This is a genomic window from Erwinia billingiae Eb661, assembly GCF_000196615.1.
Classification (GTDB): Bacteria; Pseudomonadota; Gammaproteobacteria; order Enterobacterales; family Enterobacteriaceae; genus Erwinia; species Erwinia billingiae.
Genome location: NC_014306.1, coordinates 1332405 through 1355282, shown reverse-complemented (window position 1 = coordinate 1355282; position 22878 = coordinate 1332405). Strand labels below are relative to the sequence as shown.

Here is a 22878-nt window from a genome sequence, read left to right as displayed (position 1 = left end):
GTGCCTCACTTAAGCTGCGGTTTAATGTCGGGAATACGCAGGCTGCGGGCGTGTCGCGCCGCCTGCTCGGTCAGGCCATGCAGAGTCTCGGCAACAAACTCCAGATGGTGAAGGGTGGCGTCGCGGGCAGCATCCGCCTCTCCGGCAACAATCGCCCGGTAGATGACCTGATGCTGGGCGGAAAGCTGGTCGAGGATCGCGGGCTGGGTAAACATCTTCTGGCGGCTTTGCATCACCGAGGATTGCAGCAGATCGAACAGGCCGCGCATCGCCTGCAGCAGCACCAGATTGTGCGAGGCTTCGGCAATCGCCAGGTGAAAGCGCACGTCAGCGTGTGCGGCAAGATCGGGATCGTCACGATCGGAGATGGTTTGCATCGCCTCGAAGCACATTTTCAGCCGCGCCCTATCCTCTTCGGTGGCGCGGCTGGCGGCGTGCCAGGCGGTGCTGGCTTCAATCGCCATGCGTGCTTCCAGCACGTCATAGCGATAGCCCGGGTCCTCGGCCAGCAGTGAGCTGAGCGGCATCACCAGACGCTCTTCGCTCCAGTCCACCGTCTCGGGTTGCAGGAAGGTGCCGCCGCCGCGACGGCTGAATAAGACCCCCTGGCTGGTGAGCGTTTGAATCGCTTCCCGCAGTGAGGATCGCGAGACGCCAAACTGCTGCGCCAGCTGACGTTCGGCAGGCAGACGTGCGCCCGGTTGAAGGTGATTTTGGTGGATAAAGTCCCGCAGACGATCCACCAGCAGTTCGTTGCTCATCGCTGATTGGTCCTACCAAAAAAGGCGTTTGACCGGGCGATTGTTCCTCTTTCGCTAACCTGAATGCAACGATTGCGTAACCTGATGCGTTCAGGGCCTAAGCGGGATCACAGAATGGATGAATTGGTAGGACCAAAAAATGAAAAACGCCGGGGGATTTCTCCGTCCGGCGTCATTGCGGTGTGGCGGGAATGCTTATTTCAGTTCGGCAACCATGCACACGGCACGGGCGGCTTCAGCGCCCTTCTTGATAAAGTGCTCACTGTAGAAACCGGTGAACTCTTCAGCGGGCTGGAAGTTGTGCGGCGTCAGGGAGACGGAGAACACCGGCACGTCGGTGGCCAGCTGCACATCCATCAGGCCAGTCACCACCGCCTGAGCAACAAAGTCATGACGGTAAATGCCGCCATCAACCACCAGCGCGGCGCAGACAATCGCATCAACGTCACCCCGTTTTGCCAGGCGCTGTGCCAGCAACGGCATCTCAAAGGCACCGGGTACGTCCAGCACGGTGATCTGGCAGTCAACGTCACGCGCGGCCATCTCTTTCTTGAATCCAACCAGCGTCTGGTTAACGATGTCGGCGTGCCAGTTGGCTTTAATAAATGCAACCTTCAGCGGGGAAACCATACATTACTCCTGTCAAATGGGCGACGATGACCACCCTAAAGTCAGATAGTTTAAGCCTCACTGCGGCAATGGGAAAGCCTGATTCGAAAACATTTCAAAAATGTTATATGCAAGTGACGGAAAAATAGCACTAAGCCGCCCCGTTGAGGCGGCTGCGGCAATAAAAAACCCAGCGCGGTGGCTGGGTTGTTTGAGCTTCAGCAACGAGGTTACTTCGCGGCGGGCTTACAGTCCGAATAGACGTAGCTTTCGCTTTTGTTGCGCAGCACATAGCTGTCTTTCAGCTTAACGAAGGTGACATCTTTCACCCTGGCAGCCAGCGCCGTTTCACCGTCATCGGTCTTTAGCGGCTGCAGCTCCGGGCTGGTGATGCGCTTCTGTCCATCGGTGGAGAAGGTGAAGCTGGTGCCTTCATCGGTCACCGCAGAATTTTTGCTGACCACCGAGACTTTAGGCTGCTGTCCCGGAGACTCCACGCTGTGCGTCAGGCTGCAGGTTAACGATTCGGCAGCGGAAGCCGACAGTGAAACTGCCGACAAAGCGATAATCAAAAGTGCATTTCTTGTGCGCATAGGCCTCCCTTATATGTCTTCCCATAGGGTAGCAGAGGTCAGCCCCGGTTTGGCGCTGGATAATTCCGAGAGCTACGCGCCCGGCATCCACGCGCCGCTGGCGATAAACCAGATCAGCAGAGTGACGCCTGCGATACCCACCGCAGCCGGGAATAAATAACCAATTTTCATGATTTCCTCATTCATCATTAACGCCCGCGACGGGCAGCAGAAACACGCGCGGCGATGATAGCACAGGCTCCGGCCACGGCTGGTGCAAACTTCGCCGCCTTCCCTTCGCCAGATGCCAGAAACGAAAAAGCCCCCAACGCGGACGTTGGGGGCTTCAGGACACTCAGGCTTACAGCGCCATATCGTGCTGGCCAGTGACCACAGATTTATGGTCGGCAGGTTTGGTTACCGCATCTTTATCAACGTTGTTCATGTTGATCACCGGCGGCGTGGTCAGCTGCAGTGCCGCAGCCGTGTCATTCCACACTTTCTGCGTCAGTGCCACGTTGCCATTCAGCTCCTGGCCGTAGCTCGGTACGATGGTGCGGATTTTGCTCTGCCATTCTGGCGAGTTGAACTGCTCAGGGAACAGCTTTTTCATCACGTTGATCGAGATCGGTGCAGCGGTCGATGCGCCTGGTGAAGCACCCAGCAGCGCAGCCAGCGTTTTCTGCTGGTCGGTGACAATTTCGGTGCCCAGCTTCAGTACGCCGCCCTTGTCTGCATCTTTCTTGATGATCTGCACGCGCTGACCGGCCTGGATCAGTTTCCAGTCTTCTTTACGGGCAGAAGGATAGTACTCTTTCAGCGCCGCAAAACGGTCGTCATCGCTCAACATCACCTGACCAATCAGGTATTTCACCAGGTCGAAGTTATCCAGACCGACGTCGGTCATTGGAATCACGTTTTTGGTGGTGGTGGTGCTCAGCAGATCGAGGAATGAACCCTGCTTGAGGAACTTGGTGGAGAAGGTGGCGAACGGCCCAAACAACACCACACGCTTACCGTCAAGGAAACGCGCATCCAGGTGCGGAACGGACATTGGCGGCGCGCCAACGGACGCCTGACCGTAAACCTTCTCACCGTGCAGACGGGTGATGTCCGGGTTTTCAGTCACCAGGAATGAACCGCCCACCGGGAAGCCAGCATAGTTGTCTGCTTCCGGAATACCGGTTTTCTGCAGCAGCTTCAGCGCGCCGCCACCGGCACCGATAAAGACGTATTTCGCATCAACGGCGTGGGTGTTGCCGGTTTTCACATCGGTCACGGTCACGTGCCAGGAGTTATCGGCATTGCGTTTGAAGTCAGTCGCTTCGGTCGAGGTTTCCAGCTTGAAGTTGTCGTTCTTCTTCAGGCTGCCGACCAGCTGACGGGTAATTTCACCGTAGTTGACGTCGGTGCCGACTGGCGTCCAGGTCGCGGCCACTTTCTGCTGTGGATCGCGGCCTTCGATGATCAGCGGTGCCCACTTCTTAATCTGGTTCTGATCGGTAGAGAATTGCATTCCCTGGAACAGCGTGGTTTCCTGCAGCGCCTTGTAGCGTTTGGTCAGGAAGTCGACATTTTTGTCACCCCAGACAAAGCTCATATGCGGCGTGGAGTTGATAAAGGAGTGCGGATTGTTCAGCACGCCGCGCTGCACCTGAGTGGTCCAGAACTGGCGGGAGATCATAAAGGCTTCGTTGATTTCAAGCGCTTTGCTGTAATCAATGGAACCGTCCGGGCGCTCTGGCGTGTAGTTCAGCTCCATGTTGGCGGAGTGACCGGTACCGGCGTTGTTCCAGCCGTTAGAGGACTCGAGCGCAACACCATCCAGTTTTTCAACCATCAGCTGCTTCCAGTCAGGCTGGAGGTCGTGCAGCAAGGTGCCTAAAGAAGCACTCATAATGCCGCCGCCAATCAGCAGGACATCGGTCTTTTCCGTTTCTTCAGCGTGAACGCTGGAGCAGACAAGCAGGGCCAGAAGCGAGACAGCAGGAATAACTTTTTTTGTTTGCGACATATGAGTAACTTAGTTCAACAATTATTAAAAAATTAGGGGAATATTTTAATAATTTTGTTAACAAATCACAGATACCTTTAACTACAAATAAGCTTTCTTTACTTACTTTAATTAAAATTTGTTAAATATCAATGCATTGAACTTATTACGTAAGTTTACAAGATTAATTTGCGTTAATGCGGTAATTATCCTTAATTCGCCTGAGTGAATTATTCATCGATCGCCCTCTCAATATCCGTGAATAGCGTAGGGTTTTAGCCAGATTTGTGGCATTTATCGTCTATTCTTAATACTTCTGGAAAAGAAGGAGTTAAGCATGTCTGATAAAACGCATGAGCATGAAAAAAAGCCAAAAGACAACGAGAAAGGCCAGCATCCTGCCAAAGATAATCCCAATGAACATGGCGAGATCCCACGAACCCGTGATGACAGTGAAGATCACAAGAAAGATCCCTACCAGGATCGGTAAATAACGGCTTTAAAGGCAATAAATTTGTCTCGTCTGTGACAGAGTTGGCAATTAACGTCACAGACGGGGTGAACAGAGAGAGGCTGGTTATAATTACAGGACTTCTGCAAACCCATTGGTGACTTATGCTCTGGCTGGAACAAGGCTTGTATTTGAAGGTGAAGGAAATGGAAAACGGTCCTCGCCCTCTTCCGCTGCAAAGTGGATTCAACAGCGAAACGGCTTACCGGGCGTTGGGTTGCTACAATCCGTCCGAAACCTCCGACGCGTATTACATTCTCTCGAATGACCGGGATGAAATCTGGTTTATCTGTAACCGCCATTTACGCACGGTGTGTTTGTCCGGCGAGTCGGTTGATTTCAGGCGTCCGCTGGTGTCGGAACAGCAACTGCTGGGGAAAATGACCGACGCCGATATCAGGATCCAACACAGCTAATCCCGATACGGCGGTTTTTCTTAACGGCACTGCCCGGTTACGCTGTCGATGCCGTTCGGGCACACATCTGAGGAAGGAATCAGCGAAGCCATCCCTGCACCACACCCGGACAGCACCAGGCAGGCTAATATCACGATCACTGTCTTCATAAACTCCCCTCCAGGCAACATGCCTGCACATAAGATAACCCCAGATCCAGCATATCCCTATGCTCTGCGTCAGCTGGATGGTTTCAAAGTTTGTGCAACGCTGTTTTCTGGCGAAAAAACCGGCTCCTTTTAGGACGAATTGGGTCCAGAAGGAGCAAGCCGGGTCAGTTTAGTGTGAGCGAGGTATCCGGGCCTTTTGCCAGCGTCTCGCCTTCCTTCACGGTGAGAGTGATGTTCTTCCCTTCCCCGCTGACATACCTTGCCTGCACGCCATACTGCGCATCAATGCGGATGTTATTCAGCGTGACGTCTTCAACAGGTGATTCCGGCAGGCCACTGAAAATCATCGCATAGCTGGCTTTCGTCGCCATCAGGTCGGAAATATGTATCCCTTTCATTTTTGGTGTGGAGGCGGTGACCGCAGCCGTTTCAATCGGCTGGGTCAGCGTGTGGCCCTGTGCGCCTGCCTGGCCGCTGTAGCTGTTGGTCACCAGCACCGGCGTCACCACATTGGTCATGGTGAGATGACTGGCGATCAGCGGACCGATATTCTCGCCCCGATCTCTGGCTGATTTAATGCGCACGCCATTTTCGGTATTCAGGAAAGTGACGTGATTAATCGTAACCTTGCCGATGCCGTTGGCGGTTTCACTGCCGACAGAAATACCGTGGCCATCCCGCATCACCGAATCCTCGATAGTAATGTCCTTCGAGGCGGCAGCCGTGCCGTTAACCAGCCCGGACTTGATGGCAATATTGTCGTCACCGGTATGAATATCCATATTTGACACGGTGATATTGCGCGAGGAAACGATGTCCATGCCGTCGGTATTTGGCGAGCTGACGGGATTGGTTATCCTGACGTTCTGCACAGTAATATCGGCGCTGTTGCGGATAACAATATTCCACATCGGCGAGTTGGTCAGGTGCAGTTGTTCGATCTTACTGTGGCTGACGTTGTTGAATTCGATAAACCACGGACGCGGTGCGCCGTTGGCTAACGGAATGCCAGGGAAGCGATCGGTAAAGGCTTTAGGATTGCCCCCTCTCACCTCTGCGCGGATTTTCAATGCTTGCGGCCACCAGCTTTTTTCACCGTCGCCATCCAGCGTGCCGCCGCCGGTTATCGCCACGTTGTTGACGTTGCTGGCGTAAATAAAGGCTTCATTCACTCTGGCGGGATGGCCAATAAAGGCGTTAACAAATTTTCCTTCCTGATTACTGGCTTGCAGCGTGGCGCCTTGATCAATCTGAAGCGTGATATTGCTCTGCAATTGCAGCGGGCCGCTTAACCAGCGTCCTGGCGACAGCTGAACCGTTCCGCCGCCGCGCTGACTGCACTGGTCAATCGCCTGTTGGATGGCAGTGGTATTGAGCGTTTTTCCATCCGCCTTGCCGCCAAAATCTTCCGGCGTACAGTGTTCCGCATAGGTCACCGTCGTCACCCAGTTCGCATCACGGCCGGCCGGTGCTTCACCAACGCGCTTAAGTGCCCCGCTTTGCGGATCGATGGCATAACTGCCGGTAACCGTACTCTTCTCCCCGCTGGCAATCAGCCAGCGACCGTCGGAAGTAATCGCCATACCGCGCGGCTGTTTCTCAACCTGCCAGCTATCAATCAGCGTCAACGTGCCGTCGGCCTTATTCACCCGATAACCGCTGATGGTGCTGCTGGTCCGCTCGCTAACATACAGAAAACGGCCATCCGGCGTCAGGCGGATATCGGCGGCCCAGATGCGCGGCGTGGGGTCGCTGTAGTTAGCCGGGCGCTCTTTGCCATGTTCCAGATGGTGTTTTTCTGCCACCGCATTCGGCGTCTCCGCCACTTTTACCAGCTCGCCACTGGCTTCACGGCGGAACTGGGTGATGATGCCGCCCATCTCGCCGATGTTGTAGAGGAAGCGATTATCCGGCGACAGCACCGAATGGCGCGGGCCATTTTCAGCGGCCGTTTTGACATAGCCGTTGCCAAGGGCCGTCAGCTCGCCGGTAGCGCTTAACTTCAGCTGCAGCACCCGATCGGTGCCGAGATTGCCAACGTAGGCATTTTCCCCACGGGCATCGACAATCACCGAGTGGGCCGCGTGACCGGTCTTGAAGCTGCCAACCGGCGGCGCAATCACCTTGCCGTCACTGGCGAGCCGGTAGACGTGCACCACGTCGCCATCATAGGACGCGCCCAGCAGAAAACGCCCCTGCGGATCGGTGCTGATATAGGGATAGCTGGCGGCGGCGCTAACAGAACTGGACGGGCTGAGATCGCCGGTTTTGCTGTCGATATGCCAGCTTTCCAGCTGCAGCGGTTTACTGCGGATGGCCGCATAGAGCTGGGTACGATCGGCACTCAGTGCCATCGGCATCACTTTGCCGGCGGTTTTGGTGCGTCCCAGCAGGTTAAGCGCACCGGTTTGCTCATTCAGCGCGTAGCGCGCGATGGTGCCATCATCGGCTTCCGAAACGTAGACAAAGGTTTGCGCCATCACTGGCGCGCTGGCGGCGATCGACGCTAACAGCGCCGCTGCACGTATTATTTTCTGCATGCTTATTCCTTAGCGTACCAGTGACGGTCGTTTGGCGTCATAGCGCCAGTTGTCGATCAAAAACTGCATTCCCAACGCATCGTTGCGATTCTTATCCGGCAGCGCGTTATACAACGCATGCGCCTGCTCAACGCGTTCCATATCCAACTCGATGCCCAGTCCGGGGCCCGGCGGTAATTCCAGGTAGCCATCGCGGATCTGCGGCGGCTGACGCGTCAGCTGCTGGCCATCCTGCCAAATCCAGTGGGTATCAAAGGCGGTCTGGCGATCGCCCGGTGCCGCTGCGCCAAGGTGTGCCACCATCGCCAGCGAGATATCAAAGTGATTATTGGAGTGACAGCCGGTGGTCAGTCCCCATTCGTTGCACAGCTGCGCCACCACGTTGGCATTGCGCATCGTCCAGAAGTGCGGATCGGCGAGCGGAATGTCGATGGCATTCAGTTGCAGCGCATGATGCAGCTGTCGCCAGTCGTTGGCGATCATATTGGTGGCCACCGGCACGCCGGTGGCGCGACGGAATTCGGCCAGCGTTTCCCGACCGGAATAGCCCTGCTCCGCGCCGCACGGATCTTCCAGATAGGGCACCTTACCGGCCAGCTGTTTACCAAAGCGAATCGCTTCCTCCAGCGACCAGCTGGCGTTGGGATCGACGGTCACCCGCGCCTCGGGGAAACGCGACAGCAGCGCTTCAACCGTTTCGACTTCCACTTCGCCCGCCTGCACGCCGCCTTTCAGCTTGAAGTCGCGAAAGCCGTACTGCTCAACCGCCGCTTCGGCCAGCCGCACCACGGCGGTGCTGTCCATCGCCGCTTCATGCCGCAGGCGGAACCAGCCATCCTGCTCATTATCGCCCGAGCGATAGTGCATATTGGTCAGCTTGCGGTCGGCGATATAGAACAGATAGCCCAGCACCGGAATACGATCGCGCTGTTTGCCACTGGCCAGCAGATCCGCCACCGGCAGGTTAAACAGCTTGCCTTGCAGATCCAACAACGCCGCTTCGATAGCGGCGGCGGCGTTATAAAACTTCTCCGGATTCATCTGCGGAATATGAATGTCGTTGGTATGCGAGGTTTGCTGCTGACGCGCGTCGCTGCTGAACAGCTGGCTTAGCGTCGCGTTCAGCCGCAGCAGCGAACTGCCTTCAATCAGCGGGCGAAACTGCGCCAGCAACTGCAGGGTTGAGGCATGACAGGGCGTTTCGCCAACGCCGGTGTGTCCGGCAGAATCGGTGAGGATCACGATAATGCGGGTAAAAACGCAGTTATGGGCACCGCCAATATTCAGCAACATGCTGTCGTAACCGGCAACCGGCACAATGCGCATCGATTTAATGACTGGACTGTCTGACATGGTTTGTCTCCGTATGACCAAATGCCGGGGGAACAGGTTTGCGACGCAGCAGCAGCCACAGGCCGGTCACGACGGAGACGCTGGTCAGCGCGTAGAGCCCGCCGGTGGTGCTGCCGGTATGCATTTCGAGGTAGCCGAACACCGTTGGCGCAAAGAATCCGCCAAGGTTGCCAATGGAGTTGATCAGCGCAATGCCGGGGGCAGCTATCGATGACGGCAATTCGCTTTGCGGCATCGGCCAGAAGAAGGCGGCGCTGACCTTGGAGCCAATACAGGCAACAATCATCGCCACAAAACCAAACCATGGCGTGCCCAGCGTGGCCATAAAGGTGCCGCAGGCGGCGATCAGCATGGCGATACCCAGCCCTTTATCGAGCATATGGCGATAGCGGTCGGTGGCTTTGCCCAGCAGAAACAGCGCCACAATGGCGAACAGCCACGGAACGGCGGTCAGCAGTCCGGTTTCAAAACTGTTGAAGCCCTGAATGCGTTGAATAATTTGCGGTAGCCAGAACACCAGCGTGTAGCCGGTCATGGTCATGGTGAAGAAGATCAGGCAGTACGTTAACAGGCTGCGGTCGGTAATTAATCCCCAGCGGCCCTGGGTTACCGCATGCTCTTCACGAGCGGCATCTTCCAGCGCCAGCTGCTGTGCCAGCGCCTGTTTCTCCGCGCTGCTCAGCCATTTCGCCCCGTCCGGTTTCGACACCAGCACCATGGCCGCCAGCAAACCGATGACTATCGACGCGCCGCCTTCCAGAAACATCACCCATTTCCAGCCTGCGATGCCGCCAAAATCGTGCATCATCAGGATGGCACCGGTCAGCGGACCGGAAAACAGAAAGGCGCTGGCGGTCGCGCTGAGCACCATCGCCGTCGCGCGTCCTCGCCAGGCATTCGGCACCCATTGACGAAAATAGAACAGCACGCCCGGGAAGAAGCCCGCCTCGGCGACGCCGAGCAGGAAGCGCAGCAGATAGAAATGCAGCGGCGTGCTGACGAAGCCGGTCAGCACCACCACCAGACCCCAGGTGATCATGATGCGCGTCAGCCATACCCGTGCGCCGACTTTTTTCAGCATCATATTGCTTGGCACTTCAAACAGCGCATAGCCGATAAAGAACAGCCCAGCGCCCAGGCCAAAGGCGGCGGCGCTGATGCCGGCATCGGTTTGCAATTCGGCCTTAACAAAGCCAATGTTGGCGCGGTCAATCTGGTTAACGATAAGCATCACGGCCAGCATCGGGATGATGCGGCGGAAGAACTTGCCGATGGCGGACGCGATATGCGCATCGTGATCGGCTGATAATTCAGCGTGTTGTTGGGTCATGCGTCACCTGTAGGGTTAAGAGCACCGCTATAGGTATACCCAGCAGAGTTGACCCGCGCCTATGTGACATTGCCCGATAACAGTTAGGCAAATGCCCTGCACTTGTTACAAATCATGCTGTTATGTTAATTATTGTCGGAGACTTTAGTCCCGGTTTGTGCGCTGGCTCACTGGGGGAATACCGGCAACGTCCAGGCTAAAACGGCTAAACAATCGTGAGCGATAAGAGATCGAATACCTTGAACCTGTGTCTGGCTTGTCATCAGAGTTCATTACGGAGTATCTAACAAAAAAAACGTGCTTAAACCAAACTCGGAAAGGCCTTACAACATCTTCAGTAATGGTTGATTCCTGGCCCTTAATCTTAGGGGTGTAATGACGGGACCTACTGTCACGGAGTCCTCGCCATGTTTACACTTGCCGTGCTCGACAGTGATGCCTTTTGCTGCAAAGGCATCGCTGATTATTTTGAGGCCAGGGATATCCGCACATTCTGCTGCCCGGACATGACTGAGCTTGAATTTACCCTCGAAATTCACTCAGTTCAGGTGGTGATCGCCGAACTGGCCACCAGCAAGGATACCTTCTTCCGCTGCGTAAAATTCCTGACGCAGCTTAACCTGCGCTGGCCACATATCCGGCTGATTATATTCACCCAAATCGCTGACCCGGTGCTGATAAAGTACGTTCTGCAACATGTTCCGCACTGCAATATGGTGATGAAAAATGACAGCGTCCAGCAGTTGGCTGCATGCATATTTGCCGGTGCCAGCGGGCATCCTTTTAACAGCTCTTCACAAGCGATGGTATGGAAATATAATCAGGACGAGCACAAAACGCTGACGCCATTAGAGTTCAGGCTGCTTGAACTGATGGCCCGCGGAAAAACCAACAAGCTAATAGCGCCGATTGTTTCGCGCAGCAATAAAACCATCAGCAGCCACAAACAAAACATCATGAAGAAGCTGGGCTGCCGCAACGTTGTTGAACTGCACAACAAACTATTCAAACTCGATATGTTGCAGAGAATAAAATAGACACGGTCGGTTGTGAGCGGCGTTGGGAAGGGGTAAGAGCCTTTACGAAGGCATATCCCCCGGTTAAGGGGTGATATGAATAATTTTTCGGGTGGTGATCATGGCTGAGTCGAACGGGCCGGTATGTCGAACAATCTTGACCATGACGCTTGCGCCCAGCCAAAGCTGATAGAGGCTTTCTGCCACGGTGCGAGGCGGCTCGTCGATGGCAAGCGATCCCTCGGCGACACCCGTTTCTAACGCTTCCGACAGGCGTGAGATGATGCCAGACGTGCCCGCATCCAACGCTAAGCGCATGCTGTCCGACAGGTCGGCAACTTCAGCACCCAGCTTCACCGCCAGGCATTTACCCTGACAATCAGAAAATGACTGCGACGCCTGCCACTGCTGGAAGTAGTTCATCAGTCGCTGCGCCATCGTCAGACCCGGCTGGCCCAGCGTTCTGTCGATATCCGCCAGATAGTCATCAAAATAGTGGCTCAACATATCCACGCCAAACGCTTCCTTCGAACCAAAGTAATGGTAGAAAGAGCCTTTTGGCACACCGGCATCTTTGAGTATTTCATTCAATCCGACGGCAGAGAATCCTTTACCGGCCATAATGCGCTGGCCGGTAGCAAGGATGTGATCGCGGATTTCATGATTATGGAGTGAAGTTGTCGTATTCATCGGCATAATTTATCAGGGGCTAGACCAGTCGTCTATAGACAGGTTAGCGCTGTTACCGCCTCGCAGGCTTACTCTTTGTTTACTGAGATAAACTCTTCGCCGCTTTTTCAATCACTGCCGCAATTTTTTCCGGCTGTGAGGCATAAATGGCGTGGTTGCCCTTCAGTTCCGTCACGGTGCTGTGAGCACGTTTCGCCATGAAGCGCTCTAATTCGGGATTAATCGCCCTGTCCTGCGTGGCAACAACCGCCCAGCTTGGCTTGGTTTTCCAGGCAGGAACGCCAGCGGCAGCCGTAAATGCGGCGACGGCAGGCATCACCTGGGAACGCGCCAATAAATCCGTCTCTTTAACGGGTAAATCTGCTGCAAAGTCAGCGTGGAAGTTTTCCGGTTTGATATAGAGGAAGTGATCCGCTGTTTCGGTAATTGACTGGGCGGCTGCCGGCATTTGTTTTGCCAGACTCAGCAAGGAATCGCCTTGCTCAGGCTGAAACGCAGCGATATAGACCAGCCCCGCGACAGAAGCCTCATTTCCCGCGTCACTGATGATCATCCCGCCGTAGCTATGGCCCACCAGCAACGATTTTCCCTGTTGTAGTGCCAGAACGCGCCGGGTGGCCGCAACATCATCCGCCAGTGAGGTTTGCGGCTCCTGAACTATCGACACCTTATAGCCCGCTTTATCCAGAATGCGCGCCACCGGGTTCCAGCCCGATCCATCAACAAAAGCCCCGTGAACCAAAACAATGTTTTTTACCGGCTCAGCCACAGACGACTGCGCATAGACAGACAAAGCCAGACTTAATGCCAGCGTGGTCAAAGATTTTTTAAACATGATGATTTTCCTTCAATGGTGACGTTGAGCCAGACGCTCTGAGAGAACGTCTGACAGCCCGATAAGTTGATGGACCGTTATGGATAATCCTTTGCCTTGGGGCGCTTAGCCTGCGCCCCTCCGGCGTGATTACCCTTTATGCACCTAATTGCTTAATCAGCTGGGCTGCAGTTGCGGCCGAAGATCCTGGGTTTTGACCGGTGATCAGCAGGCCATCGCTCACCACATATGAACCCCAGTCTTCCCCTTTGGAATAGATCCCGCCTTTGGCGATCAGCTCGTCTTCAACCAGGAAAGGCACAATCTGGGTCAGCCCTACCCCTTCTTCTTCGCTGTTGGTAAATCCGGTGACCTTGCGGCCCTCGACCAGTGGTTTTCCCGCTGGCGTTTTGACGTGACGCAGCACGCCTGGCGCATGACATACCAGTGCAACATGCTTGTTCGCCGCGAGGAAAGATTCGATAAGGCTGATGGAGTGTTTATCTTCAGCCAGGTCCCACAGCGGACCGTGTCCACCTGGATAGAAAACGGCGTCGTAATCTGCGGATGACACGCTGTCGAGACGGACCGTTGCAGCCAGTTGGGCCACAGCCGCGGCGTCAGCTTCAAAGCGGTGGGTCTGGTCAGTCTGGAAATCCGGTTCATTACTTTTCGGGTCTAACGGTGGGTTGCCGCCTTTCGGTGAAGCCAGCGTGACTTCGGCGCCGGCATCCTTAAACGCATAGTAAGGCGCGGCCAGCTCTTCCAGCCAGAAGCCGGTTTTACGTCCGGTATCACCCAGTTTGTCGTGTGAGGTTAAGACCATAAGAATTTTCATCGTTACTCTCCTGCAAGTTAGGTTAGCTGACTGAATTAGACCAGTCGTCTTGTAATGGGGTAAATGTCGACCGCATGTCGGTGCGATGGCGTTAAACTAACAACAATTAGACCAGTCGTCTAGAGGTTTTTCCAAAAAGGTTTAGATGGGCTGTGACTGGCGCTTTTTGGAAGGGGCTGCAGGAGCTCTTTGGAAGGTGCTGCAAGAGCCTCTGGCAAAGAGCAAGCATCCGTTAAAAGCCATATCGCCGTTTTCAGGAAAATCAAAACCCTTTCGAAAGCGGCGTTGTTTATACCGGGCCCTACTCCGAAGAATGCACGTCCTCAGAGAGGATAAATTCAGGCTCACAGGTCACCGGGAAATTTACGGACCTGGCAATAAAGCACACTTTATGGATTTCATGGTGAATAGCCGTTGCAGCATCAATATTTGTACCGGCTACCACAGTAATTTTGGGTCTGAGGATTGCTGATATGAAGCGGCCTGCACCACTCTTTAAAACCTCACCCGTTGCTTGCGGTGAGTCCTCGTATTCCAGCACGGTGATGCCAGCATCCGACGCCAGATGCAAATACCACAGCATATGGCAGGCAGAAAGAGACGATATCAGCAGATCTTCCGGATTCATTTTACCGGGGTCGCCACCCAGTAGCGGATCGTTAGAGCAATGAATGATTTCCTTCCCAGCGGCTGAAATGTCCCATGTGCGGGCATAAGAACGGTAACCCGATGTCCCGGTCCCCAGATTTCCCGTCCAGGACAGGTGTGACGAATAGGTGTGTTGCATAAATTTCACGCTCCGGCGTTGAATGTGGCATAATGGTATACCATTTAGCGACCAGGTAAAGAAGGTTTTATGAGTACGGTTATCCTTTCAACTGCGGACATGCTTGCCCGTGAGCTTAAAATTTTAATTAACACCGGCGCGTTGCGGGATGGCGATCGCCTTGTTGAAAGAGACCTCGCCAGCCAGTTTTCTGTCAGCCGCATCCCGCTGAGAGAAGCGATCCAGAAACTTGAGCGGGAAGGTTTGGTAGACGTTTACCGAAACCGGGGAGCCGTTGTCAGAACCCTTACGGCCAGCGACGTTGACGAAATTTACCCACTTCGGGCATTACTGGAAGGCGATGCGATCTTCCACAGCGTGCAAAACATGGATGCCGAAACCCTTACGCGCGCAGAGCTTGTGCACAAGCTTCTGGGTAGCGCGACAGAATCAACGTTGCAGGGACAGTACAATCGGGAATTTCATGAACTGCTTTATCGACGCTGTAAAAATCAACGCCTGTTGAAGATGATTACTGAACTACGCGAGCAGGTAGAGAGATATGAACACCTACAGCATCGATTGCTGTCGGAAACGGCTAAGTTTCAGGATGAACATGCGCTTATTTTAAAGGCCTGCCTGGAAGACGATCCCGCTGCTGCGCGCGACCGTACCGTTGAACATATACTTTCAGCCGGGCAGGTTCTGAAAAGCTATATTGCCAATCGGTAATCGAAAGAGGCTTCTGTCAGTTAAAAAATTATCGCAACAGAGCCTACGCGATTTTTAACGTCTGGTTTGCTTATTTTATGATAGGTTTAATTTCCCCGACATCTTCCTGGCAGACATCAGCGTGAGCATTTCAGCAATACATGAATGGCGTGAAAATGACTATCTTGTTAGCACGGACAAAGAAAAGCTGGATGTATCGGCCGTGCATCAGTATTTGACCCGGTCAACGTGGGCTAAAGGCATTGCTCCCGACATCGTCTCTGCTTCAATTGATAACAGCCTCAACTTTGGCATGTATCACCATCAATCGCAGATTGGTTTTGCGCGTCTGATTACGGACTACGCCACCTTCGCTTATCTGTGCGATGTCTACGTACTGGACGAATATCAAGGGGATGGGCTGGGAAGATGGCTGATGGAATGCATTCATAACCATCCCGTTTTTGAGCAGCTTCGCAGGATTGTGTTATTCACAACCACGGCGCCATGGCTTTATGAGAAGTTAGGCTATGCACCCGTCAATAAAGAAAATTATGCGTGGACCATCACCCGTCCTGATATTTACCTTGATGGAAAAAAACAGCAGTCATAAAGCCGCTGCGATGCGCCAGCACTTAGTTCGGATGATAATGTGAAGGAGGCTGCCCGGTAACGCGGCGGAACATCGTTGCGAAGGATGAGCCATTGTCATAACCCAGTAACAATGCCACTTCCTTGACCGACTTTCCGGTTATCAATAGTGCCAACGCGCTGACCACACAGGCTCGCTGACGCCATGCAGAAAATGACATGCCGAGCTGCTGCAGAAAATGGCGGCGAAAGGTGCTGGCGCTCATAAACAGCGCGCTGGCCCAGCGCTCGGCCGGATCGTGGATGGCTGGCGCGAGTAAAAAAGCCTGACAAAGCGCCAATAGTGCAGGCTGCTGCGGCAGGGGAATATCAAACTCGCGTACCGGCATTGCCGCCAGTTCCAGCAACATCAACCTAATCACCGCCCTGTCGCGTTCGCTGTCATACAGCGGCGGCAAATCCACCGCTTCCAGCAATAACTGCCGCAACAGTGGCGATACGCCGATCGCTTCGCAGCGGCTGTTTTTATTTAACGCGGCCGCGCAGGCAGGTTCGATATAGATACTGCGCGTGCTGACGCCGACAAACTTGACGGCATGTAGCGTTTCAGGCGGGATCCACACCGCATGCTGCGGCGGCACCACCCATTCCCCGTCGAGGGTGGATACGTGCATCAACCCGGTTGCGCCATACAACAGCTGCGCGCGGCGATGTTGATGGTGCTGCAGGATAAATCCCTGCGCATAGTCATTGCCGAGCGACACCACGTCACGATCCAGATGATCGTAATCGTCAATTTTTCCGTTGCGCACATCTGCCCCCTTCTGACCGATTTGCAAGGGTAATCGAGCGCTGCGCAAATGGGAAGTGAGTCGCCAGCGCGATAAGCTGCTGCATTATTTCCCATCAGGAAATTCCCTTGAACGATATTGTTATTATCGCACTGGCCGGTTTTACCACCGGCATCACTACCGTGCTGTTTGGCTTTGGCGGTGGCTTTGTGGTGGTGCCGTTTGTCTACCAGTTGTTGCTGCGCCAGCCTGATGTTGCGGGTAATGCGTTGCATATCGCCGTGGCCACCTCGACGGCGGTGATGATTTTTAACGCGGGCTGGGTCAGCTATCGCAACTGGCGCGCGGGTAAGCTTTCATCACAAATTCTTTTTCCGCTGTTAGGGTTTATCGCCATTGGGGCGGTAGCCGGTTCATGGCTGGCAGGAACGATCGGCGAGGCGCTGATTCGCGGCTTGTTTATTGTCTATATGGTGGTGGCGATTGCTGATTGCCTGCTGCGCAAAGGATTCATTGGCGGCAGCGCCCCCCGACGTTTAGCGCCTGTAACCGTAACGGGCGGCGGTGTACTGATTGGGATGATTGCCGCATTATTGGGCTTGGGCGGCAGCGTGATGACGGTGCCGTTGTTGCGCCGTCACGGCCACACAATGCGCGATTGCATTAGTGCCGCCAACCCGCTTTCACTGCCGGTGGCCCTTTGCGGTGCAACGACCTACGCGATAAGCGGCTGGCATCACATGCCGGCAAGCGGATATCTTGGCTTCATCAACCTGAAAATATTAGCTGTTTTGGTTTTAACCGGTTGGGCGGGTAGTGTATTTAGCCGCAGCAACATCCCCGCGGTACCGGATATCTGGCATGCGCGCGTTTATGTGCTGCTACTGTGCGTGGTCCTGCTGGCGATGCTGATCTAAAGTACGCCTGATTCAACATTCAGATCATCGTCCGTAAACTTAAAACAGAAGGGCATTACTGATGAATGTCACCATCGAGGATGTTACCCCGGACTATAGCGGTTTCCTGGAGTTGAAAGCGGAAAGTATCGCCGCTGGATTTAACATGCTGCGCAGGCTGGAAGATAACTGGCTTAACGGGCAAAACCGCTTCGATAAACCCGGTGAAAAACTATCAGGCTTTTATGCAGACGGATTACTGGTTGGCGTATAAAAATCAGTTTAATACCCTCAAGACAACTTGCTGTATGCATCTATATCGCTATGCTAAAAATTCAGGTAATGACCCGACTCACCCGTTCAGGACGACGTTATGACAGCTCAGGATCAGATACAAAAAAGTATTCAACAAGCCAATCAGAAAGAACGTCACCAGTGGCGGCACGCCCGCTGGCTTATAAGAGGGATGCAAATCGCCATCTTTCTGTATTTGCTGTATCCGATTGGGGTGTGGGTACACCGTGCTTTGTGAGTAACAGAAAAGCCAATTCCATTTATCTATGCATCTCGCGTCTACCCAAAGTTCACCACCCGTTAAACCGTGCTAAATTCAGCCCTCAACTCACGGTGATAAAAGGATTTTAAAATGAGTTTAATTGATGAGCTAAACGCGAAATATCCGGATGCTCAAGCATGGTCGTTCGGGGACAATCCTGAGATGGCAAACGAGCTTGCAAGCTTAGTTGTTAAAGGGGTTAAAACCGCATCATGCGGCTCGCTTGCCTCATTCCAGGCAGACGAACCTTCACCAAAAATAGGCAGTTATAATATTGTCCTGGACGGACAAGGCACGCCGGTATGTGTTATCCGAGTAGTTTCGCTTCGGCTGGTACGTTTCTCTGAAGTGACTGAAGAGTTTGCCAGGAAAGAGGGGGAAGGAGATTTAAGCCTCGAATACTGGAGAAGAGAGCATAAGGCTTTTTTCACAAGGGCTGGCTTTTTCTCTGACGATATGGAGCTTGTGGCAGAAGAGTTTGTGGTGAGTGAAATTCTGTAATCACGAAAACCTTGCCGTCACGCATCTTTACCACAACATCCAACAACCACACGCTGCCTGCCGCTCGCTTCCTTGAAGGAAATGGTGAAAGCATGTTAGTCCTCAACCTCATTGATTAAATCACTCTTGATGGTTGGGATATGGTAATGCGAGCCCCTCAATACCTGACGACAGGAGACAAGATGCTATCTATCGAGCAGGCCAAAAACATGGCCGCAAAGCTAAAAGCTTCACTTGAGCTGCGCGATCAAAAGATTTCTTATGCCACCGCACTCGAAACAGTTTCACACCAGTTGGGCTATCGCGACTGGAACACCGCTGTTGCAACGCTGCCCTCTCAGACGGCAGAACCCCTGCATATCACTCCCTCAGAGATTCAATTCAGTAAACCCATCCCTATTCTGCGCAGCTTTGATGAGCGAAAAGCCCGTGAGTTCTATCTTGAATTCCTGTCGTTCAGCGTCGAATTTGAACACCGGTTCGAGCCGAACTTACCCCTGTATATGGGCATTGTCCGCGAGGGTTTGCAGCTACACCTCTCTGAACATCATGGTGACGCCAGCCCCGGCGCAACGATATTTATCCCGATGCAGAATATTGCGTCGTTCAGAGATGAACTACACGGTAAACAATATGGTTACGGCCGCCCGGAAATAGTGCAGCAAGATTGGGGCGATGTGATGGAAGTCTATGATCCGTTTGGCAACCGGCTGCGCTTCTGTCAAAGCTAATTCGTAGTGAGTAAATGTGGGGATCGCCACCTGCGCTTTCCCCTTATTAAACCAGGCATGAACTTAGCCCTGCCCGCTTTAGCTACAGGCGTTGTTGAACGACTCAATCAGGCTAAGGGGATATCTTCAATTCGGGTATAAATTGCCAGCCCGTGTTTCCGTGCTATTTCGATATCCATATCGGCACCTTTTGAAACGCCTGCAATACGGTACAGGGCATCACACTTGGTGATAAGCCGGTGCGCGACCGGATAGATCATCGCCTCACCTATTTCATCGTCGATAGATTCTGAACCTGCGGCTTTCGCCAGCGGTAACGCCAGCCATTCGCCGATGACCGGAATGTGTCCTCGCTGATAAACCTCCAGCGCGGCCTTTTCCAGACGGGCAAGATTAGCGTCAATCAGCGCTTGTTTTCCTTCGGTTCCGCTACGGTAGGGACCTGCGATAATAATCAGCTGCTTATTCATCGTAACCTCGTAAAATGACTTTTAATGCCACGTGATAAAGTAACATGATGGTTTTACCATCAACGATAAGGCCATTTTCGACTGCGGCAAGCGCGTCTTTCAGGGGCATTTCCAGCACTTCAATGTCTTCCCCTTCAGCCTCTATTCCACCGCCCGCGCTGGTCTTGTCACCTGCATCATATTCAGCAATGTAGAAGTAGAGTTTTTCGGTAACCGACCCCGGACTCATATAGGCTTCGAACACTTTCTGTACCGTAGAAATTTTGAAACCCGTTTCTTCTTCGGCTTCCGCTTTTATGCGTCTTTCAGGGTCCATGTTATCCAGCAGACCGGCCGCTGCTTCAATCAGATAACCCTCGTGACCATTCATAAATACCGGAAAACGAAACTGACGAGTCAGGATTACCGTTTCCCGCTCACGGTTATAGAGCAGTACGGTGGCGCCATTGCCCCGATCGTAGACCTCACGCGTTTGTTGCTGCCAGTCACCGTTTCGCCGTTGAATATCAAAGGTGTATTTCTTTAAAGAATACCAATCATCGGAAAGAATTTTTTCGTCGACGATCCGTACTTCTGCACGTTTTGGTTGCATACTACCTCCTCCATACGTAGGATTATCATCATAAGCAGCACACTCGTGCAAATTCAAGCAATATCGTGCAAACCAGGAATAATGACATGCTCACCAGCCAACGGAAACAACGCATCCTTGAACAGCTTCTGAAGGAAGGACAGGTGCTCTCGAAGGATCTGAGTGTTCGCTTTGAGGTCTCAGAAGACACCGTTCGGCGTGATTTACGCGAGCTTGCCGCGGAAGGCCGTTTGCAGCGTGTGCACGGAGGTGCGCTGCCTTCATCTTCAGCCACCGCCACATTTTCCGAGCGTAAGTCATTAAAAACTGATGCTAAAAGGAAGGTTGCGCAAAAAGGGGCAGAACTGATCTCTTCAGGCCAGGTGGTGATTATTGATGGCGGCACCACCACCTCAGAACTCATTGCCTGTCTCCCTGATGACCTGCGCATCACCGTGGTCACGCACAGCCCGAGCATTGCCCTTGGGCTCATTGAGCACCCTTCAATTGAGGTGATTTTGATTGGCGGACGGCTATTCAAACACTCAGTTGTGACCGTGGGTGCAGCAACAATTGAAGGCATTGGCAAAATTCAGGCCGATATTTTCTTTATGGGTGTCACCGGCGTCCATGCCGAGGCGGGATTAACCACCGGTGATTACGAAGAAGCGTGCATCAAACGTGCATTTTCCGGCAGAGCGGCAGAAACGGTCGTGCTGGTCTCTCCTGAAAAGATCAACGCCGCGTCACCCTTTGTTATTGGTGACCTCGGGTTGATCGACACGATCGTGGTGGATAGCGGAGCCGATGAGAATTGGGTTCGCAGCATTGAAGAAAAAGGCGTCACGGTGATGAAAGCGTAATTGCAACGACTCTGCAGGGTGTTCAGGCTATTAACGGCCTGGATTAGTTTTAGCGCAGAACAATTCGCGCTAACTAACGCCATCATTCCCCACCAGCCTGGTTGTATGGCGATCGTCATTGCTCTTCAGACAGCATCCGCCCCTGACTGAAACTCCACTCCTCGGCGCTGTTAAACTGAATCATTATCATCACATCATCCGGATCAATATTCAGGCCACCGTGCAGCCTGTCGCACAATACGCGGCTCAGGTTTTGCTTTTGTGCAAATGAACGCGGCCTGCCCGCAAGGATATGAAACTGAATAAAATTATCGCTACGTCCGCCACTTTTATAATGGCGGTCAAACACGCGGAGTCTGGCAGGCAATTCTTCGAAAACCTGAAAGCGATCGCGGGGCGGCACGGCAAACTCCTGCTCAAGACTCTGTTGCAGGATGTCGGAGATCTGCATTATCTGCACGTGGCTGTATCCCTGGCGCAATATGATTCGCGTAAAAGGCATCTCTGTTATTCCTCTTCCAGACAGGTCAGGGCAGAAACTGCGGCTGGCCAGCCAGCGTAAAATGCCAGGTGCGTGAAGGCTTCGACGATCTGTTCACGCGTCAGGCCATTTTGTTGCGCGAAATCGATATGCCAGGGTAACTGTTGCACGCGGCCCAGCGCTGTCAGCGCACCCAGCGTAAGCAGGCTGCGTTCGCGCGGCGTCAGCGCTTCACGTTTCCAGATATCATTGAAAAGGATCTCCTGACTCAGTTCGGCCAGCTTCGGCGCCAGCTTTGCCAGGGTTTCCCGATTGAGGGATTTCGCCATCATCTTTCTCCTTATTGACAGTGAAGCGAGTCTGACGAAATACTTTCATCCTGAAAATCAAATTAAACGCGATCATAAGTCCCGTTTATCAGGATGATTATGGAAAAGTTAAGTCTGACCCTGGATCTCGATGCCCTGCGCAGCTTTGTGACCGGCATCGAGTGCGGCAGTTTTGCGCTGGCGGCAACCCGGCTTTGTCGTTCCACCTCCGCAGTCAGCGCGCAGCTGAAGAAACTGGAACATCAATGCGGCGCCGAACTGGTGGTTAAGAACGGACGCCATCTGATGCTAACCCCTAACGGAGAAATCTTAATCGGTTATGCCCGTCGGCTGCTGGCGTTGAATGATGAGGCGCAGCGTGCAGTGAAAGGCGAGCTGTTACAGGGGGAAATCCGCATTGGGTTGCAGGAAGACTTTGGCGAGTCGCTGATGCCCGGCATCCTCGGCGAGTTTACACGCCACCATCCGGGAATGCGGATTATTGCCCGCGTGGACCGCAACCAGGCGCTGCTTAATGCGCTTGATAACAACGTTCTGGATATGGCGCTGTTATGGCAGCCGGCGAACGCACAGCGTGAGGGAAAACTGATTAGCCACTTCCCGCTTGAGTGGATACAGCATGCAGAATTTGACGTCAGCACGCTGCTGGAGCATGGCGAACCCTTGCCGCTGGTGATGTTTGATAGCCCGTGCCTAATGCGCACACCTGCCCTCGCCTGCCTGGACCGGGCTGGCATTCCCTGGCGGGTGGTATTTGTCAGCCACAGCCTGAGCGGTATCTGGGCGGCGGTTCAGGCAGGACTGGGGATTACCGTGCGAACGCGCGTGGGGATGCCGGGTAATCTGCGCGTGACGGGCAGCATTTTGCCTTCGCCGGGGAATCTGGGGATTACGCTACAACAGGGACAACGGAATGAAGCGAATGCTGACGCGCGGACGGTACTGGGACACCTGATGGAGCAGGCTCTGCTCAGCGTGAAGTAAAGATTACTTTTATCCCTGACCTTCATCACGGCGGATTGTTTGCCA

The 22878-nt window shown here is 53.6% G+C and carries 28 protein-coding genes and 1 pseudogene; 11 read left to right on the top strand and 18 right to left on the bottom strand.

Features of this window, described 5'->3' with window-relative positions; translation table 11 throughout:
• Positions 1–5: 5 nt before the first annotated feature.
• The 5 genes from lldR to mqo form a co-directional block, all read right to left on the bottom strand.
• Positions 6–761: a transcriptional regulator LldR gene (gene lldR / locus EBC_RS07640; RefSeq protein ID WP_013201217.1), complete on the bottom strand. Its 756-nt coding sequence runs from the start codon at positions 759–761 to the stop codon at positions 6–8.
• Positions 762–956: 195 nt separating this feature from the next.
• Complete coding sequence (locus EBC_RS07635; RefSeq protein WP_013201216.1) at positions 957–1391, bottom strand: 6,7-dimethyl-8-ribityllumazine synthase; 435 nt, start codon at positions 1389–1391, stop codon at positions 957–959.
• A gap of 209 nt (positions 1392–1600) precedes the next feature.
• A complete protein-coding gene (locus tag EBC_RS07630; RefSeq protein WP_013201215.1) occupies positions 1601–1963 on the bottom strand; it encodes a hypothetical protein in 363 nt (120 codons plus the stop codon).
• Positions 1964–2035: 72 nt separating this feature from the next.
• Positions 2036–2134, bottom strand: a complete 99-nt coding sequence (locus EBC_RS25710; RefSeq protein WP_141653825.1) for a YoaK family small membrane protein — start codon at positions 2132–2134, stop codon at positions 2036–2038.
• 169 nt (positions 2135–2303) lie between these two features.
• Positions 2304–3956, bottom strand: a complete 1653-nt coding sequence (gene mqo, locus EBC_RS07625; RefSeq protein WP_013201214.1) for a malate dehydrogenase (quinone) — start codon at positions 3954–3956, stop codon at positions 2304–2306.
• Positions 3957–4272: 316 nt separating this feature from the next.
• Here mqo and EBC_RS25960 point away from each other — a divergent pair, with 316 nt between their 5' ends.
• Both EBC_RS25960 and EBC_RS07620 read left to right on the top strand, forming a co-directional pair.
• The gene (locus tag EBC_RS25960; RefSeq protein WP_167738400.1) at positions 4273–4425 is read left to right on the top strand and encodes a hypothetical protein; all 153 of its coding nucleotides are present in this window, start codon (positions 4273–4275) and stop codon (positions 4423–4425) included.
• 125 nt (positions 4426–4550) lie between these two features.
• Entirely contained in the window at positions 4551–4862 is a 312-nt protein-coding gene (locus tag EBC_RS07620; protein WP_013201213.1) for a hypothetical protein, read from the top strand.
• A gap of 20 nt (positions 4863–4882) precedes the next feature.
• On the opposite strand, the gene EBC_RS26235 is transcribed toward EBC_RS07620, so the two are convergent.
• The 4 genes from EBC_RS26235 to EBC_RS07600 all read right to left on the bottom strand — a co-directional run bounded on the left by EBC_RS26235 (position 4883) and on the right by EBC_RS07600 (position 10234).
• Entirely contained in the window at positions 4883–5011 is a 129-nt protein-coding gene (locus EBC_RS26235) for a hypothetical protein (protein WP_256372207.1), read from the bottom strand.
• Between the two features lie 164 nt (positions 5012–5175).
• Positions 5176–7551: a beta-propeller fold lactonase family protein gene (locus tag EBC_RS26010; protein WP_013201212.1), complete on the bottom strand. Its 2376-nt coding sequence runs from the start codon at positions 7549–7551 to the stop codon at positions 5176–5178.
• Positions 7552–7560: 9 nt separating this feature from the next.
• Positions 7561–8904, bottom strand: a complete 1344-nt coding sequence (locus EBC_RS07605) for an enolase C-terminal domain-like protein (RefSeq protein WP_041691940.1) — start codon at positions 8902–8904, stop codon at positions 7561–7563.
• A complete protein-coding gene (locus tag EBC_RS07600) occupies positions 8882–10234 on the bottom strand; it encodes an MFS transporter (protein WP_013201210.1) in 1353 nt (450 codons plus the stop codon). The genes EBC_RS07605 and EBC_RS07600 overlap by 23 nt, the downstream gene beginning before the upstream one ends.
• A 407-nt stretch (positions 10235–10641) precedes the next feature.
• Between EBC_RS07600 and EBC_RS24680 the strand changes: the two genes are divergently transcribed.
• Positions 10642–11271, top strand: coding sequence for a response regulator transcription factor (locus EBC_RS24680; protein ID WP_013201209.1), 630 nt, complete (start codon positions 10642–10644; stop codon positions 11269–11271).
• A gap of 63 nt (positions 11272–11334) precedes the next feature.
• On the opposite strand, the gene EBC_RS07590 is transcribed toward EBC_RS24680, so the two are convergent.
• The 4 genes from EBC_RS07590 to EBC_RS07575 all read right to left on the bottom strand — a co-directional run bounded on the left by EBC_RS07590 (position 11335) and on the right by EBC_RS07575 (position 14379).
• Positions 11335–11940 (bottom strand): TetR/AcrR family transcriptional regulator, encoded by a 606-nt coding sequence (locus EBC_RS07590; protein WP_041692234.1) that lies wholly within the window; start codon positions 11938–11940, stop codon positions 11335–11337.
• Positions 11941–12019: 79 nt separating this feature from the next.
• Positions 12020–12775 carry an alpha/beta fold hydrolase gene (locus tag EBC_RS07585; protein WP_013201207.1) on the bottom strand — a complete coding sequence of 252 codons (756 nt, stop codon included), beginning with the start codon at positions 12773–12775 and terminating at the stop codon, positions 12020–12022.
• Positions 12776–12911: 136 nt separating this feature from the next.
• Positions 12912–13592, bottom strand: coding sequence for a type 1 glutamine amidotransferase domain-containing protein (locus EBC_RS07580; protein WP_013201206.1), 681 nt, complete (start codon positions 13590–13592; stop codon positions 12912–12914).
• 301 nt (positions 13593–13893) lie between these two features.
• Positions 13894–14379, bottom strand: coding sequence for an OsmC family protein (locus EBC_RS07575; RefSeq protein ID WP_013201205.1), 486 nt, complete (start codon positions 14377–14379; stop codon positions 13894–13896).
• A 69-nt stretch (positions 14380–14448) separates the two neighbouring features.
• Between EBC_RS07575 and EBC_RS07570 the strand changes: the two genes are divergently transcribed.
• Together EBC_RS07570 and EBC_RS07565 are read left to right on the top strand one after the other, a co-directional pair.
• On the top strand, positions 14449–15090 hold the full coding sequence (locus EBC_RS07570; RefSeq protein WP_013201204.1) for a GntR family transcriptional regulator: 642 nt from the start codon (positions 14449–14451) through the stop codon (positions 15088–15090).
• 121 nt (positions 15091–15211) lie between these two features.
• On the top strand, positions 15212–15682 hold the full coding sequence (locus EBC_RS07565) for a GNAT family N-acetyltransferase (protein WP_041691939.1): 471 nt from the start codon (positions 15212–15214) through the stop codon (positions 15680–15682).
• A gap of 22 nt (positions 15683–15704) precedes the next feature.
• Here EBC_RS07565 and EBC_RS07560 read toward each other — a convergent pair whose 3' ends face one another.
• Positions 15705–16472, bottom strand: a complete 768-nt coding sequence (locus EBC_RS07560) for an AraC family transcriptional regulator (protein WP_013201202.1) — start codon at positions 16470–16472, stop codon at positions 15705–15707.
• 107 nt (positions 16473–16579) lie between these two features.
• Between EBC_RS07560 and EBC_RS07555 the strand changes: the two genes are divergently transcribed.
• From EBC_RS07555 to EBC_RS07540, 4 genes and pseudogenes are all read left to right on the top strand, one after another.
• Positions 16580–17368 (top strand): sulfite exporter TauE/SafE family protein, encoded by a 789-nt coding sequence (locus tag EBC_RS07555; RefSeq protein ID WP_013201201.1) that lies wholly within the window; start codon positions 16580–16582, stop codon positions 17366–17368.
• A 61-nt stretch (positions 17369–17429) separates the two neighbouring features.
• Positions 17430–17618, top strand: a pseudogene (locus EBC_RS07550) (GNAT family N-acetyltransferase); the annotation flags it as partial.
• 375 nt (positions 17619–17993) lie between these two features.
• Positions 17994–18404 carry an ASCH domain-containing protein gene (locus tag EBC_RS07545; RefSeq protein ID WP_013201200.1) on the top strand — a complete coding sequence of 137 codons (411 nt, stop codon included), beginning with the start codon at positions 17994–17996 and terminating at the stop codon, positions 18402–18404.
• Positions 18405–18586: 182 nt separating this feature from the next.
• Positions 18587–19135 (top strand): glyoxalase superfamily protein, encoded by a 549-nt coding sequence (locus tag EBC_RS07540; RefSeq protein WP_013201199.1) that lies wholly within the window; start codon positions 18587–18589, stop codon positions 19133–19135.
• A 107-nt stretch (positions 19136–19242) separates the two neighbouring features.
• On the opposite strand, the gene EBC_RS07535 is transcribed toward EBC_RS07540, so the two are convergent.
• Together EBC_RS07535 and EBC_RS07530 are read right to left on the bottom strand one after the other, a co-directional pair.
• The gene (locus tag EBC_RS07535; protein ID WP_013201198.1) at positions 19243–19605 is read right to left on the bottom strand and encodes a DUF4406 domain-containing protein; all 363 of its coding nucleotides are present in this window, start codon (positions 19603–19605) and stop codon (positions 19243–19245) included.
• Complete coding sequence (locus tag EBC_RS07530) at positions 19598–20197, bottom strand: NUDIX hydrolase (protein WP_013201197.1); 600 nt, start codon at positions 20195–20197, stop codon at positions 19598–19600. Before EBC_RS07530 ends, EBC_RS07535 begins: the two co-directional genes overlap by 8 nt.
• Positions 20198–20283: 86 nt before the next feature.
• Here EBC_RS07530 and EBC_RS07525 point away from each other — a divergent pair, with 86 nt between their 5' ends.
• Positions 20284–21039 carry a DeoR/GlpR family DNA-binding transcription regulator gene (locus EBC_RS07525; protein WP_013201196.1) on the top strand — a complete coding sequence of 252 codons (756 nt, stop codon included), beginning with the start codon at positions 20284–20286 and terminating at the stop codon, positions 21037–21039.
• A gap of 115 nt (positions 21040–21154) precedes the next feature.
• Here the strand turns inward: EBC_RS07525 and EBC_RS07520 are convergent, their stop codons facing one another.
• Both EBC_RS07520 and EBC_RS07515 read right to left on the bottom strand, forming a co-directional pair.
• Positions 21155–21541, bottom strand: a complete 387-nt coding sequence (locus EBC_RS07520; protein WP_013201195.1) for a tautomerase family protein — start codon at positions 21539–21541, stop codon at positions 21155–21157.
• A 5-nt stretch (positions 21542–21546) separates the two neighbouring features.
• The gene (locus EBC_RS07515) at positions 21547–21849 is read right to left on the bottom strand and encodes a carboxymuconolactone decarboxylase family protein (RefSeq protein ID WP_041691938.1); all 303 of its coding nucleotides are present in this window, start codon (positions 21847–21849) and stop codon (positions 21547–21549) included.
• A gap of 87 nt (positions 21850–21936) precedes the next feature.
• On the opposite strand from EBC_RS07515, the gene EBC_RS07510 reads away from it, so the two are divergent.
• Complete coding sequence (locus EBC_RS07510; protein WP_173363023.1) at positions 21937–22833, top strand: LysR substrate-binding domain-containing protein; 897 nt, start codon at positions 21937–21939, stop codon at positions 22831–22833.
• Positions 22834–22878: the final 45 nt, after the last annotated feature.